This window comes from Exiguobacterium sp. s43, assembly GCF_018617255.1.
Classification (GTDB): Bacteria; Bacillota; Bacilli; order Exiguobacteriales; family Exiguobacteriaceae; genus Exiguobacterium; species Exiguobacterium profundum.
The window spans coordinates 1,653,361-1,668,060 of record NZ_JACSJT010000001.1 but is presented as its reverse complement, the minus strand read 5'-3'; the positions used below and the strand labels follow the sequence as shown (position 1 = coordinate 1,668,060).

The following is a 14,700-nucleotide window of genomic DNA, read 5'->3' as shown; positions in this document are numbered from 1 at the left end:
CTTTTTGTGCGAAAATAGTTCGAATAGGAGGAGGGCCATGATGAACTCCATCAAACGAATTGGTATCATCGGAAACGGAGCGGTCGGATTATTGTTGGCATCTGTGCTCGCAGACGATTACGACGTGACGCTCTATGGAAGGATCGGGTCATCTGATCCACTTTTCATCACACGTATCGGTGTGACGGAAGGGACGGCACGTGTGTCGTTACGGTCAAGTCAGACGCTTCAGGAAACGGACGAGGATCTTTTTTTTGTCACGACGAAAGCCCATCAAGTCGAGGAAGCGACGGCCCGACTCTCGGGTAAGGTGCCCGTCTTTATTTGTTCGAATGGGATTGCCCATCTGGAATATGCGAAACGTCGAGGGTTTCATTTAGGTGTCGTCGAGCATGGGGTGACGAAGCGTGGTCATGAGGTTGAGCATCGTGGACTCGGACGGATTCGAATTGGAAGTACGTCGGGGCTCCATCCTCTATCATTTCAAGAGAGCCCACTTCACATCGTGTGGGAAGAAGATATTGAACAAGTCGTCATTGAAAAATTGTTTGCTAATGCCATCATCAATCCCATCACGGCATTATGCCGGGTCCCGAATGGAGCCCTCGCCGGCTCACCATATCGTGAAATCGCACAATCGATTTACGATGAGTTGGTGCCTTTGTTTGCGCAGCAAGTCTCATTTACCTACATCGAGACGATTATCGAACGTACCGCACAGAATCGCTCCTCGATGTTGCGCGATCTTGAAGAAGGTCGGCCGACAGAGGTGGATGCGATTTTGAAACCGGTGATTGAGAAAGCCGAACAGATGCAGATTTCTCTCACTGTCATTCCGCTATTACATAAACTGATTCTAGGAGCGAGCGCATCGTGTTAGTGTATATCGTTTCATTTCCACTCATCTTATGGTTTATGGTGTATATGATACTTAGAAAAATTATGCCGAAATCAATCAACTCATTCAAACTCGCATGCGATGCCGGGGTCATCCTTTGGTTTTACGCTTGCAGTATTTTACTTGAGGCCATCGTCGGGACAGATATGTTGCTATTATTGCTCGCAGCCTGCTGTGCGATTTTCCCCATCAACGCGATTTGGCAGCGGATTCGTTATGAGGAAGTGTTGTTCACGAAGATGTTCGTCCATGGTTGGCGGTTACTCTTCTTGCTACTTGTTCCGACCCACGCCATTTTATTCGCAATCGGTGTAGCCCAAGGCATGATTCGTTGATTGATTGAAAGGAAGTTGTTATACGTGAAGGTAGAAGCATTTGATGCTCTATATGCATCCACATCACCGATGATTCAAATCGATCATGAATATGGTCGCTGGCTCGATTATCGAGGGATGGATGAAATCGAAAAACGTGCCGAGGAGGTCTCAGGGCGCACCTATGAGCATCTGTCGGAGCTCGTCGAGATAATAAAGGGACAACAAGAACAGTTCGGGGAACTTTCGGAAGAGTTGGAAGCAAATCTGGAGTTACTCGCTCAGCGAAAAGCGTACGTGATGGTGACGGGGCAACAGGTCGGCGTATATGGAGGACCTTTGTTTGCCGTATACAAACTGTTAGCGGTCATCAAACGGGCGAAACAGGCTGAAGCGAAATTAGGGAAACCGGTCCTTCCTGTCTTCTGGATGGCGACGGAAGATCATGACTTTGCTGAAATCAACCATGTCTTCACGACACAGGCGTTTTCGAGGACGTTGAAAAAAGATGCCTTGTCATCGTTACCGCTTGCAGGAAAAGCATCGATAGGGGACTTAGAGTTCGAACGGGTCAAGCTCGAACTTGTTCAAATGGCGCAACGTCTTCTACTGAACGAAGCAGAGACACCGTATACTTCACATTTGTATCATGAGCTGATTGACCTCATTCAAGTGAGTCGTTCGTTCGCTCACTTTTTCGGTGGAATGATGCGGCGATTCGTCGGATCTGACTTTTTATTGTTTGACCCGCACGCGAAAGACGTACGGGCTCTCGAACGACCGATGTTCCGAAGTCTCATCGAGCATCATGACAAGCTCCATGAAGCGCTCGGTCATGCGTATGAAGAAGGGATGCCATCGGTCGACTTGAACAGAGACGCGGCCCATCTGTTTTATCACGATGGGACACGAGAGCTGCTCACGAAGGTCGATGGGGTGTTCACGACAAAGCGAGGACATCGCTTCACTGAAGACGAACTGCTCACAGAGATAGAGGCGCATCCGGAACGTTTCTCAAATAACGTGGTCTCCCGTCCGCTCATGCAGGATTTCCTGTTCCCGATTGTTGGGTATGTGGCAGGTCCCGGTGAAATTGCCTACTGGCTCCAGCTTCGACCGCTCTTCCACGAGATGAGATGGAAGATGCCGCTTCTCTTGCCACGTCTTGGTGGGTTGATCGTGTCAAGAAATGATGAGAAGAAGCTTCGTCAAGAAAGCGTGACATTGGAGCAGTATATGAAGCGACCGCTCCCGGATCATGCATTTGACGATGAAGCGTTTGAAGAAAAGCTATATGCGTATCGGACGCTCACAGAGGCCGTCAGTCATGAGGCAGGGAAACAAGGAAGACGATTTGAGGCGAAGTCGAGACATGTGCTCGAGCGATTGGCGGATGAGATGCGTGCTGAATCGAAGCGAGAACAATATCGCTTGAATGCACGAAGGATTCATCTGTCGACCCGGCTGTTCCCGATGGATGCCCCTCAAGAGCGCATCATCTCGATGGTTCCGATATTAAATCGTCACGGACTAGACGTGTTCAAACGATTGAAACAGGTTTATGAACAATCTGATACGGAGCGATGTTTGTTCTATGTATAATCTTTTTTTGAGAGCTCTTGACATTTGTCGAGAGCTTTTTTTCGTTGTTACCTTTTTGTTTCCTCTTTTCACTAAAAACCTGTACGGACCTTGACATTTTTATGATAAAGTAAGTGTAATAAAACAGTTGAAATATGTAGGTTGAGAGGGTTTTTTGAATGTTTGAGCATGAAACGGTTTTAAAAATGGAGTCCATTGAGGGATTGAACATCAAACCAGATGGGGTATATGTCGATTGTACGTTAGGTGGAGCGGGTCATAGTGAAGAAATCGCAAAGCGTCTAACGACGGGTCAACTATATGCGTTCGACCAAGATGACGTCGCGCTCGCACATGCGAAAGAGCGATTGGCTCCTTATGAAGGCCGTGTGACGTTTATAAAGAGCAATTTCGTTCACTTGAAGGAAGAACTCGCCCAACGTGGTGTGACAAAAGTGGACGGTGTACTATTCGACCTAGGCGTTTCTTCGCCACAGCTAGATGAGGCGGAGCGCGGGTTCAGTTACAACTATGACGCACCGCTCGATATGAGAATGGACCGGTCACGAGACTTTTCAGCCTATCATGTTGTGAACGAATGGTCGTTCGGAGAACTTGCTCGTATTTTCTTTACATACGGGGAGGAAAAGTTTTCAAAGCAAATCGCACGAAAGATTGAGCAAGCCCGTGCCGATAAACCGATTGAGACGACATTCGAGCTTGTCGACTTGATTAAAGAAGCGATTCCTGCACCAGCTAGACGAAAAGGCGGACACCCGGCGAAGCGGACGTTCCAAGCGATTCGAATCGCCGTCAATGACGAGTTGAACGTATTCGACCGCGCCGTTCAAGATGCGATTGATTTACTTGCATTGAATGGACGCATCTGTGTCATCACGTTCCATTCGTTAGAAGACCGCATTTGTAAACAAGTGTTCAAAGAGCGAAGCCAGCATCCACCATTACCACCGGGGTTGCCGGTCATTCCGAAAGAATTTGAACCGGAACTCAAACTCATCACGCGTAAGCCGATCGTGGCGAGTGAGGGAGAACTTGAAGATAACCGTCGTTCACGCTCTGCTAAGTTGAGAGTGGCCGAAAAACAAAAATAACCGAGAGTGTAGGAGGGATACCTGATGCCAGAAGCTGCCCGTAAGGCGTTGCAGCCTCAAGTAACACCGAATCGAAATCCGATTCCGCAAGAACGACCAATACCTGCTCCAAAACGACGCACGTTGACCTTGTTTGAATCGATCCTGTATCCAGTGATGATTGGTTCAGTGGTCATGTTCGGTGGCATCACGGTGTCGAAGCACAATGAAGCGTATAATATTATGCGTGATACAGCAACCGTCAATCAGCAGGTCGACGGGGTTGCAAAAGAAAACGAAGAACTAAAGTATGAAATCGCCCAATTAAGCTCGCCCGAAAGAATTTATGCGATTGCCGAGAAGCTCGGAATGAAATTCAATGAAAAGAATGTCAAGGTGATTGATTGATGAATTCTTTAAAACAGAGTAAAAAAAGAGTGGCGTGGGTAGCGATTGTCTGCTTCACCCCGCTCTTTTTATTTTTTGTCGGATGGTTCCTTTATTTATCCGTCACCCATACGTACAAAGGGGAGAACATGCTCGCATTCGCGGAAGAGCAACGGTGGAAAGCTGTCAGTACGTTAGAAGCGGAACGGGGCGAGGTGTATGATCGCTTCGGTCAACCGATTGCCATCAACATTCCATCATACCGGCTCGTTGCCGTTTTGAAACTCGGTGGTGAGCGGGTCAAAGGGAAGACGCTTATGCCTGATGAGTTCGCCGAAGCGGCGAAGCAATTGTCGACCGTGCTGCCTATGACAGAAGCCGATTTATTGAAACGGCTTGAACAAAATGCCGACCTTGGACAGATCGAGTTCGGTGTTCCCGGTCGTGACTTGACCGTAGAACAAAAAGAAGAGATCGAAGCATTCGACCTAAACGGCATCACGTTTGTCGAGGAACCGAAGCGCTATTACCCGAACAAAGTATTTGCTTCCTCGGTAATCGGATATGCCCAGAAAATTGACCAGAACGGTCGTATCGAACTCGTCGGTGAATTAGGGATTGAAAAGTCTCTGAATGATATTTTAAGTGAATCGTACGGTCTGTATCGATTTGAGAAAGATTTGGCAGGTCGTGAACTCATATCGAGTGACGAGCAGTTGAAGATTGAACCGGAAGACGGGGCGGACGTCCAATTGACAATCGACCACAGAATCCAACAGTTGCTCGAAACGAAGATGAATGAGTTGTATGAGGAGTATGAGCCGAAACATGCGACGGCCATCATCATGGACCCGAAAACGGGAGAGATCATCGCACTATCGGACCGACCATCGTTTGATCCGAACACACGCGAGATTTCTTCGTACAGTAACTTCTCTGTTTCGTCTCGATTCGAACCTGGATCGACGATGAAGATCTTTACGCTCGCGGCAGCCATCAACGAAGGCGTGTACAATCCGAATGAGCTGTATGAATCCGGTTCATACAAATATGGCAAGACGGTCTTCAATGATTACAACATTACGGGATGGGGTACCATTCCTATGGTAGAAGGCGTCTGGCATTCGTCGAACGTCGCATTCTCGATTTTAGCGAACGAACGACTTGGTCTCAGTCGATATGAAGATTACTTTAAAGCTTTCAAGTTTGATCAGCGGACAGGAATCGATTTGCCTGGAGAGGTCAATAGTCAATTCGATTTCGAAAGTCCGATGAACGTCTTGATTACGGCATGGGGACAATCGACAGCGGTGACACCGATGCAAATTTTGCAAGCGACATCGGCCATCGCAACGGATGGGACGATGAAGCAACCGCACCTCATCAAGAAAATCGTCAACAGCGAGACCGGCGAAACCATTCGGACGACCAATCCGAAAGAAGTCGGTCAACCGATCACGGCGGAGACAGCCAAAAAGACACGTGAAGCGCTCGACGGTGTCGTCAATAGCGATGTGGGAACAGGGCAACTGTATGCGTTAGACAACTATCGCGTCGTCGGAAAGACCGGTACCGCTCAAATCGCCGAGAACGGAAAATATTTGAGTGGACAGTATATTCACTCGTTCGTCGGGATGGCTCCGGAAGACGATCCGGAACTTGTCATGTATATCGCGGTGGACAGACCGAACAGTGACTCGTCTACGACCGGGCCACGAATCATGGCGCCACTTTTCAAAGACGTGATGGATGTCGCATTACGTTACCGGAGTGTCGAGCCTGAAAAACAAGAAAAAGCAGTCGAAGCCTCGACGAAGACAACGTCTTCGTATATCGGTCAAAACCGTGAAGAGGCAGTGAACGCATCGACGGAGAATTCCTTCAATCCGATCGTGTTAGGTGATGGAGACGAAGTGATTGCGCAGAGTCCTGTGAAAGGACAATCTTATGTCGTCGGTGAACGATTGTTGCTAAAAACGAGCGAGTCGTTTACGATGCCTACATTAAAAGGTTGGTCGTTGCGTGACGTAAAACGTTTAGCGACCCTATATCAATTAAATTTAGAAATCGACGGTACCGGATTTGTCACATCGCAATCGATTGGCAAAGGGAAACCGGTCAAAACAGGTGCCTCCTTGAAAGTGAAATTGGAGACCCCGTCGAATTAACGCACGAGATGAAGAGGGCTGCGGCTCTCTTTTCCTATGTAAGAGGAGGAAGTTTGTATGGAACAACTGACAGTTCAAAAATTGGCATCATGGTTTGGCATGGATCTAAATGACGAACGTCTCGTCGAACGGGTCGCCACAGATTCAAGAGATGCAAACGAGGCGGGTCTCTTCGTCCCAATCGTTGGGGCGCGAGTCGACGGTCATGATTACATCGAGGCGGCCGTTGAAAAGGGTGCGATTGTCACGTTCTGGGAAGAAGGTCGTCCTCAACCAGACAACCTGGTTGTCATCCCTGTGAAATCGACGATTGAGGCATTGCAAACGGCAGCGGCGCGATATTTAGAAGAAATCAATCCGCTCGTCGTCGCCATTACAGGCTCGAATGGGAAGACGTCGACAAAAGACATGGTCGCTGTCGTGCTCGAGGAGAAGTTCAAGACGCATAAGACGGCCGGTAACTTCAACTCGGACGTCGGCTTGCCACTTACCGTTCTCAGAATGCCACGGGATACGGAAGTAGCCGTCCTAGAGATGGGAATGAACGGATTCGGTCAAATCGAGACGCTGTCAAAACTCGCCAAGCCTGATGTGGCGTTTGTGACGAATATCGGGGAGTCCCACGGTGAACAAGTCGGCGGACGGACAGGTATCGCCAAGGCGAAACTTGAGATCAAGGCCGGTCTCAAAGCAGACGGTCGCTTGATCGTCGATGCGGATGAGCCACTTCTTTCCGGTCAAGGCTATCGCGTCGGATACGATGAAACGGCGGATGGGAAAATTGAAGTGATCGAAACGACATTTGACGCATCGATCTTTAAATACAACGGTGACTTGTATGAACTAAAGGTGCTCGGTGCCCATCAGATTCGAAACGCAGCCTATGCAATCGCGTGTGGACTTGCGTTCGGTCTCGATCATGCGATGATTCAACGTGGCCTAGACCGAATCAAGTTGACATCGATGCGGATGGAAAAACAGATGTTCGGCGAAGCTCACCTCATTAACGATGCCTACAACGCAAGTCCGACGTCGATGATTGCAGCGATTGAGACGGTCAAGTCGCTTGAAGGATTCTCGAAGCGTGTGCTCGTCCTTGGAGATATGTACGAGTTAGGAATGGATGAACAACTGCAACACGAACAAGTCGGTGGCGCGGTGATATCTCCCGTGACCGATTGTATTCTCGTCGGAGACAAGGCAAAATGGATCGCGGATGGGATTCAAGATTCACGAGTGAACGTTAAAATGGTCCCGACGGTTGAGGAAGCGAAGGCGCTCCTTCATCATTATCAACGACCGGATACTGTGGTATTGTTAAAGGCATCTCGAGGACTGGCGCTTGAGCGTCTTGTTCAATAAATAAAGTAGTGAGGTAGCAACATGTTAATTAGTTTAATCGTATTAATCAGTTCATTATTAAGTGTCTTGATCGTGATGCCGCGAGCCATCCCAGCATTGCGTCAATTAAAGTTCGGACAAGAGATTCGTGACGAAGGTCCAGGTTGGCACCAGAAGAAGTCAGGTACACCGACGATGGGTGGGATCGTCATCCTGCTCGCCATCCTTGTCGGATTCATCGTATCCGTCATTTTTGGCGAAGCGGTCGCTGGATTCGGGTCTCTTCTATTCGTTACGATGGCATTCGGTGTCATCGGTTTCTTAGATGACTACATCAAAGTCGTCAACAAACGAAACCTCGGATTGACGTCCCTTCAGAAGTTGATTGGTCAAATCGTGGTATCGGTATTGTTTGCATGGTTCTTGTCACTCGGGGGAGACCTCGATACATCGATCTCGATTCCATTCACGTCGATTTCGTTCGATACAGGATGGTTCTATATCGCCATCGTCATCTTCTGGCTCGTCGGATTCTCAAACGCCGTCAACTTGACAGATGGATTAGACGGACTCGTCTCCTTCTCGGCCATCCCGACGTTCACATTCTTTGGGATTTACGCCCTTACACAAGATGAACTTGGGATTGCTTGGTTCGCGTTTGCGGTCGTCGGTGCCTTGATCGGGTTCCTAGTCTTCAATAAGTATCCGGCTAAAATCTTCATGGGTGACACCGGTTCGCTCGCACTAGGCGGAGCCGTCGCTGGACTCGCTTTGATGTTGAAGCTCGAATTGCTTCTCGTCTTTGTCGGAATCATTTTCGTCATTGAGACATTGAGCGTCATCTTGCAAGTCATCTCGTTTAAAACGACGGGGAAACGACTCTTCAAGATGAGTCCGATCCATCACCACTTCGAAATGGTCGGGTGGTCAGAATGGCGCATCGTACTCACGTTCGGAGGCATCAGTTTAATTACAGCAGGTTTATCATTACTACTCATGTAAAAGGGTGAGACAGATGGAAAAGCAATGGCACGGTAAAAAAGTTCTTGTCCTCGGTGCTGCGAAGAGCGGCATTGCAGCGGCGACATATCTGCATCATGTAGGAGCAGATGTGACGATCAATACGGGGAATATCCCTCCGGAAGACGAACAGGAAAAAATTCAGGCGCTTGGGATTCAATCGGTATTTAACGAACATCCCCTCGCTCTGTTGAATGAGACAGAGTTGATTGTCAAAAATCCAGGCATCCCGTATCAGATTCCATTGCTTCAAGAAGCGATGTCTCGAAACATCCCAATCTATACCGAAGTGGAACTTGCTTATTTGGCAACGGAGGCGGAATTTGTTGCCATCACCGGCTCAAATGGGAAAACGACGACCACGACACTCGTCTATGAATTGCTCAAAGGTGGGGAACGTCCGGTGCATCTTGCGGGAAACATCGGATTCCCGGCGATTGAAGTGGCATCTCAGGCGAAGATGGGCGATTTGATTGTGATTGAATTGTCGAGTTTTCAATTGATGGGGATTGAGTCATTCCATCCCCGCTCGGCGGCACTACTCAATCTATCGGAAGCTCATCTGGACTATCATGGGGATTTTGATGCGTATGCGGATGCAAAAGGAAACCTGTTCCGTCAAATGACGAATGCAGACCAAATCGTCGTGAAAGTGACGGATCCGGAAGTGATGAAACGCGTCCCGGTAGAGATTGAACCAACTACGTTCAGCTTTGACCGAGGTGACGCTTCTGTCGTCGATGGATGGGTCACAGTTCGTGGTGAAAAAATCATGCAAGTAAATGAGTTGGCACTAGGTGGGGCGCACAACGTGGAAAATGTATTGGCTGCACTACTCTTAGTGGAACCATTTGCTATTCCACGTACGCATATCGAACGTGTGTTACGAAACTTCGGTGGCGTCGCGCATCGGACCGAGAGTCTCGGTGATGTGCTTGGACGTGCTGTTTACAATGATTCGAAAGCGACGAACAACGTAGCAGCGGAAGCGGCGTTACGGGGGTTTGATGCCCCAATCGTTTGGCTTTGTGGTGGTCTCGAACGCGGTGCGGACTTATCTTCGCTCGCCTCTGCTCTCTCAAAAGTAAAAACTGTCGTCGCGTATGGTGAGACGGCTGAACGATTTAAAGAGCTCGGCGAGTCTCAACAGATTCCTTCTTTCACGGTCGAGACGTTGGCAGACGCCGTTCCGCTCGCGTTTGAGAAATCCGAGACGGGAGACGTCATCTTACTCTCACCCGCCTGTGCTAGCTGGGATCAATTTAAAACGTTTGAAGAACGAGGCGAGCAGTTCGTTCAACTCGTCCGTTCATATGAGGAGGCGAACCGATGAAAATCATGATTTCTGGTGGTGGTACCGGTGGTCATATTTATCCGGCACTCGCATTGATTGAAACGCTACAAAAACGTCACCCGGATTTACAGGTACAATACATTGGAACGGAGAATGGATTAGAAGCCGATCTCGTACCGCGAGCCGGTGTCCCGTTCAAGTCGATTCAAATCGCAGGTCTGAAGCGTTCGCTTTCACTCGAGAATCTGAAGACCGCCTACTGGTTTTTGAAAGCCGTTCGGGCATTGAAGAAAGACATGGCAGCGTTTAAACCGGACGTCGTGATTGGCACGGGTGGTTTCGTATCCGGTCCTGTCGTTTATACGGCACAACAGCTTGGGATCCCCACGATTCTGCATGAACAAAACAGTATCCCGGGATTAACAAACAAATTCTTATCGAAGAAAGCCGATCGGGTCGCCCTCTCGTTCAAAGGATCGGATGTCCATTTTCCGGGCGCGAACGTTCGCTTGATTGGAAACCCGCGTGGTAGCGAAGTATTGCAGACGGAAGTCGATGAGGCGTCTATCCGCGAACAGTATCGTTTAGATGACCGTCCGATTGTCTTGGTTTATGGTGGAAGCCGCGGAGCCGAGGCCATCAACCGAGCGGTCGTGGAAGCAATCCCAGCGCTCTCAGAATTGCCGATCAACGTCCTTTACGTCACAGGGAAAGTGCATTTCGATGCGGTGTCGAAACAGGCACCATCCTCTGACAATGTACACATTCATCCGTACGTGTACGATATGCCATCTCTACTCGCTTGTACGTCACTCGTCATCTCACGAGCTGGCGCTTCAACGATTTCAGAATTGACCGCACTTGGCTTACCGAGCATTTTGGTCCCAAGTCCGTACGTGACAGCTGACCATCAAACGAAAAATGCTTCGGCCCTCGTCGAGAACGGGGCGGCCCTCCTTGTGAAAGAAGAAGCGTTGACGGGTGTTTCGCTCGTAGAGACGATTCGTCAAGCACTCGAACAGCGTGAAGAGATGGCGAACGCATCGCGTGCGCTCGGTTTCCCGAACGCGTCAGATGCATTGGCCGACCTGGTAGAAGAAGTCATTCAATAAAGGAGTAGAACCCGATGGAACCAAGCCAACAAACGGTACGCAGTCTCGAAGACCGTATTCCATACATGAAAAAACAACGGCGTAAAAAAGCGAACCGTCGGATGTTCTCTGTACTCTCACTGTTTGGAATTCTCATCTTACTCGTGGTCTACATGCAGACTTCCATGTCGAACGTGAAAGAAGTGAAGGTATCGGGTCTATACTGGTTAGAAGAAACGTACGTGTTTCAGGATATGGAGCTCGATTCATCGACGAAGTTTGTCAGTCTTTCCCCAAACAAGATGAGTGAACAGATGGAAAAGTTGCCTGGTATCAAACGGGTAGAGATCGATCGTTCTTGGTATAACAAGGTTCATATCTCTGTGACAGAAGAGAAAATGATTGCTTATGCGAAAGCCGAAAAAGGAGATGTCGTCGTGTTAGCCGACGGTTCACTCCATCCGACCGGAGCCATCACCGATCCGCAAAAGCTAAAGGACGGACCGCTCTTGCGAGAGTTCAACACGGAAGCAGAACTTGAAAAGATTGCAAGTGAACTCGAACGGGTGGATGATGCGACTCGGGCTCGTATGTCAGAAGTGATTTTATCAAAACGAAAAGATGAGCCGACGCGATACGAGATTTTTATGAACGACGGCAATACGTTACTCACACCTACATTGAAGTTAAGTGAGACCGTATCGAAGTACGGAGAAATTTATGAAAACATCCCGAAAGGTGAGCGTGGGACCGTCGTCATGGATGGTGGGTTTTACTTTGTTCCATACGAGAAAACGAATGAATAATCAGTTATATTACAGTCCTTAGACACATAAGGGCTGTTTTTTTGTCGTTTGTAAACGAATTGATAACGCGAAACCGCTTAAATTGTAGGATTCTACCTTTTCTCACTATCTTATTTGTTGTAAACTTAGACGTGAGATATCTTGTCGAAACCAACAATTTTTTTGGATATCTGTATACGTGTCAGGCAATTGGAACAGGAAAATTATAGAGCGGAGGTGTTTCCCTTTTGGAAGCGAATGGTTATGTGGCCGCATTAGATATTGGAACGTCAGAGATTAAGCTCGTCGTCGGTGAATTGCTCGGCGGAACGCTTAATATTTTGGCAGAAGGGTGTGCACCGTCTGCGGGTGTAAAACGTGGCGCTGTCGTAGACATCGATAAAACAGTCCAAGCGATCAAACAGGCCGTTGAGCATGCTGAGACATCGCTAGGTGATCAAATTCGATCTGTATACGTTGCCATCGAAGGGGAGCATATCCAAATTGCCCCATGTCACGGAATTGCATCCGTGAAGCGGGAAGATCAAGAAATTACCGACGCAGACGTGATGGAAGTCATCAACTCGGCACAAGTAATGCGATTACCGGACGAGATGAGTGTCATCGATGTGATCCCATCTTCATTCACGGTTGATCAACAAACAGGTGTTGTCGATCCACGGGGTATGTTAGGCTATCGACTTGAGATGCATGGGAAAATGGTGACCGGGTCGAAGACCATTTTACATAGTATTCGTCGTTCGATTGAACGGGCTGGATTACAACTCGAAGGTTTTATTCTAGGAAACCTTGCGCTCGGCATGAGTGCAGCTTCTGTAGATGAAATCGATTTAGGAATCGGGCTCGTCGATGTCGGACATGAAAAGACGACGGTTTCCGTATTTTATCGGGGAGATCTCGTCTACTCGTATATCCTCCCGGTCGGTGGAGATCATATGACAAGAGACTTGGTCTATAAACTCAATTGTAAATATCAAGACGCCAAAGTGGCGAAAGAAGAATATGGTCTCGCTCTTGAAGAAATGGCTGATGAGACAGAAGGTTTCTCCTACACGAACATCAATGGGGAAGTGGCGTTCGAACCACAGTCAGAAATTAGCTACGTTTTAGAAGCGAGAATAGAGGAAATGTTTACCCTAATGTTGAATAAGGTTCAAAAAGTAGGTGTTCCGATGCTGAATGGCGGATACTTACTTTGCGGTGGGGCAGCTGCTCTACCGGGTATTCAGGAGTTGGCGACTCGCATTATGGGCCAAAAGACGAGATTGTATCAACCGTCGTCGATTGGTGTCAGACATCCAAAATACGCGACAGCCGTCGGTGTATTGAAATATGTCTTGATGAGTGATCATCACGTTTCGAAATCTCAACTTGAAAAACCGGAAGTTCGCCAGGAAACACTTCACACGAAGCCGGAAGCGACCGATATTCATGTAGGAGAGAACGAATACGAGAGCGATCAAGAGTCGAAAAAAGGATTTAGTCGTTTGATGGAAAAATTATTTGGCGTTTAAGCTGACGATGTAATACAACTTGGAAAATACGTAGGGGGATACCTGAATGATGTACTTTGATGAGGCGATTGACGCCGTAGCAAAAATTAAAGTAATTGGAGTCGGTGGCGGCGGGTCAAACGCCGTTAACCGCATGATTGAACATGGGGTACAAGGAGTCGAGTTCATCGCAGTCAACACGGATGCACAAGCGTTGAACATGTCGAAAGCCGACGTGAAGCTTCAACTTGGTGCAAAATTGACACGCGGTCTCGGTGCAGGTGCGAACCCGGATATCGGTAAAAAGGCGGCTGAAGAAAGCCGTGAACAGTTGATTGAAGCACTTGACGGTGCAGATATGGTATTCGTCACAGCTGGAATGGGTGGCGGAACGGGAACAGGTGCTGCTCCGGTCATCGCCGAGATTTCAAAAGAAATCGGCGCACTCACGGTCGGTGTCGTGACAAAACCGTTCATGTTTGAAGGACGGAAACGTATGCAACACGCACAGCACGGTATTCAAGCGTTCAAAGAAAAAGTAGATACCCTCATTGTGATTCCGAACGATAAGCTTCTTGAAATCGTGGAACGCAACACACCGATGATCGAAGCGTTCCGTGAAGCGGATAACGTCCTTCGTCAAGGTGTACAGGGAATCACAGACTTGATCGCCATCCCTGGTCTCATTAACCTCGACTTCGCGGACGTGAAAACGATCATGACGGAGAAAGGGTCTGCCCTTATGGGTGTCGGTGTCGCGACAGGTGAAAACCGTGCCGTTGAAGCAGCGAAGAAAGCAATTTCGTCACCACTTCTCGAATCTTCAATCGAAGGAGCGAAAGGTGTCTTGATGAACATCACTGGTGGACTTAGCCTTAGCTTGTTTGAAGTGACGGAGGCGGCTCAAATCGTTCAAAGTGCGGCTGATGAAGAAGTGAACTTGATCTTCGGTTCGGTCATCAACGAAAACTTGAACGATGAAATCATCGTTACCGTGATCGCAACTGAATTCGCTGAAGAAGCACAAGGAACGAACCCGTTCCTTCAGCAGCCGAAAAAACAGCCTGAGGTTGAGAACAAGGAACCCCAACCAAAAGCAAATGAAGCGGCTCAACAAGACGAAGGGAACTTCCATCGCCCAGTGTATGGAGGAGACGTCCCAGACGAGACGATCAACATCCCTGCGTTTGTGAGACAACGCCGTAACTAAACAACT

General features: G+C 48.4%; 13 protein-coding genes. All 13 read left to right on the top strand.

The features are described 5' to 3' along the window. Nucleotides 1-40 precede the first annotated feature (40 nt). The 13 genes from KNO79_RS08545 to ftsZ all read left to right on the top strand — a co-directional run bounded on the left by KNO79_RS08545 (nt 41) and on the right by ftsZ (nt 14,694). Nucleotides 41-880: a 2-dehydropantoate 2-reductase gene (locus KNO79_RS08545; protein ID WP_251125231.1), complete on the top strand. Its 840-nt coding sequence runs from the start codon at nt 41-43 to the stop codon at nt 878-880. Then, the gene (locus KNO79_RS08540) at nt 874-1,233 is read left to right on the top strand and encodes a DUF3397 domain-containing protein (protein ID WP_015881302.1); all 360 of its coding nucleotides are present in this window, start codon (nt 874-876) and stop codon (nt 1,231-1,233) included. Before KNO79_RS08545 ends, KNO79_RS08540 begins: the two co-directional genes overlap by 7 nt. A 24-nt stretch (nt 1,234-1,257) precedes the next feature. Beyond that, nucleotides 1,258-2,814 carry a bacillithiol biosynthesis cysteine-adding enzyme BshC gene (bshC, locus tag KNO79_RS08535; RefSeq protein WP_214691089.1) on the top strand — a complete coding sequence of 519 codons (1,557 nt, stop codon included), beginning with the start codon at nt 1,258-1,260 and terminating at the stop codon, nt 2,812-2,814. Between the two features lie 158 nt (nt 2,815-2,972). Further along, the gene (rsmH, locus tag KNO79_RS08530; RefSeq protein WP_078146645.1) at nt 2,973-3,905 is read left to right on the top strand and encodes a 16S rRNA (cytosine(1402)-N(4))-methyltransferase RsmH; all 933 of its coding nucleotides are present in this window, start codon (nt 2,973-2,975) and stop codon (nt 3,903-3,905) included. A 24-nt stretch (nt 3,906-3,929) separates the two neighbouring features. Then, nucleotides 3,930-4,292: a cell division protein FtsL gene (gene ftsL / locus KNO79_RS08525; protein ID WP_074037336.1), complete on the top strand. Its 363-nt coding sequence runs from the start codon at nt 3,930-3,932 to the stop codon at nt 4,290-4,292. Next, entirely contained in the window at nt 4,292-6,439 is a 2,148-nt protein-coding gene (locus KNO79_RS08520; protein WP_214691088.1) for a penicillin-binding protein, read from the top strand. The genes ftsL and KNO79_RS08520 overlap by 1 nt, the downstream gene beginning before the upstream one ends. Nucleotides 6,440-6,496: 57 nt before the next feature. Continuing rightward, nucleotides 6,497-7,801 carry a UDP-N-acetylmuramoyl-tripeptide--D-alanyl-D-alanine ligase gene (locus KNO79_RS08515; protein ID WP_214691087.1) on the top strand — a complete coding sequence of 435 codons (1,305 nt, stop codon included), beginning with the start codon at nt 6,497-6,499 and terminating at the stop codon, nt 7,799-7,801. Nucleotides 7,802-7,822: 21 nt separating this feature from the next. Further along, nucleotides 7,823-8,782 (top strand): phospho-N-acetylmuramoyl-pentapeptide-transferase, encoded by a 960-nt coding sequence (mraY, locus tag KNO79_RS08510; RefSeq protein ID WP_074037332.1) that lies wholly within the window; start codon nt 7,823-7,825, stop codon nt 8,780-8,782. 13 nt (nt 8,783-8,795) lie between these two features. Further along, nucleotides 8,796-10,133, top strand: a complete 1,338-nt coding sequence (murD, locus tag KNO79_RS08505; protein WP_214691086.1) for a UDP-N-acetylmuramoyl-L-alanine--D-glutamate ligase — start codon at nt 8,796-8,798, stop codon at nt 10,131-10,133. Next, on the top strand, nt 10,130-11,206 hold the full coding sequence (murG, locus tag KNO79_RS08500) for an undecaprenyldiphospho-muramoylpentapeptide beta-N-acetylglucosaminyltransferase (RefSeq protein WP_214691085.1): 1,077 nt from the start codon (nt 10,130-10,132) through the stop codon (nt 11,204-11,206). Before murD ends, murG begins: the two co-directional genes overlap by 4 nt. 14 nt (nt 11,207-11,220) lie before the next feature. Beyond that, entirely contained in the window at nt 11,221-11,991 is a 771-nt protein-coding gene (locus KNO79_RS08495) for a cell division protein FtsQ/DivIB (RefSeq protein WP_159562055.1), read from the top strand. A gap of 227 nt (nt 11,992-12,218) precedes the next feature. Further along, nucleotides 12,219-13,505, top strand: coding sequence for a cell division protein FtsA (ftsA, locus tag KNO79_RS08490; protein ID WP_214691084.1), 1,287 nt, complete (start codon nt 12,219-12,221; stop codon nt 13,503-13,505). A gap of 46 nt (nt 13,506-13,551) precedes the next feature. After that, on the top strand, nt 13,552-14,694 hold the full coding sequence (gene ftsZ, locus KNO79_RS08485) for a cell division protein FtsZ (protein ID WP_015881313.1): 1,143 nt from the start codon (nt 13,552-13,554) through the stop codon (nt 14,692-14,694). The last annotated feature ends 6 nt before the right edge of the window (nt 14,695-14,700 follow it).

Bases quoted from the DNA above. Each gene is read 5' to 3' on its own strand.
- rsmH (WP_078146645.1), top strand. From the start codon at position 2,973: ATGTTTGAGCATGAAACGGTTTTAAAAATGGAGTCCATTGAGGGATTG.
- mraY (WP_074037332.1), top strand. From the start codon at position 7,823: ATGTTAATTAGTTTAATCGTATTAATCAGTTCATTATTAAGTGTCTTG.
- murG (WP_214691085.1), top strand. From the start codon at position 10,130: ATGAAAATCATGATTTCTGGTGGTGGTACCGGTGGTCATATTTATCCG.
- KNO79_RS08495 (WP_159562055.1), top strand. From the start codon at position 11,221: ATGGAACCAAGCCAACAAACGGTACGCAGTCTCGAAGACCGTATTCCA.
- KNO79_RS08520 (WP_214691088.1), top strand. From the start codon at position 4,292: ATGAATTCTTTAAAACAGAGTAAAAAAAGAGTGGCGTGGGTAGCGATT.
- ftsL (WP_074037336.1), top strand. From the start codon at position 3,930: ATGCCAGAAGCTGCCCGTAAGGCGTTGCAGCCTCAAGTAACACCGAAT.
- KNO79_RS08545 (WP_251125231.1), top strand. From the start codon at position 41: ATGAACTCCATCAAACGAATTGGTATCATCGGAAACGGAGCGGTCGGA.
- murD (WP_214691086.1), top strand. From the start codon at position 8,796: ATGGAAAAGCAATGGCACGGTAAAAAAGTTCTTGTCCTCGGTGCTGCG.
- ftsZ (WP_015881313.1), top strand. From the start codon at position 13,552: ATGATGTACTTTGATGAGGCGATTGACGCCGTAGCAAAAATTAAAGTA.
- KNO79_RS08515 (WP_214691087.1), top strand. From the start codon at position 6,497: ATGGAACAACTGACAGTTCAAAAATTGGCATCATGGTTTGGCATGGAT.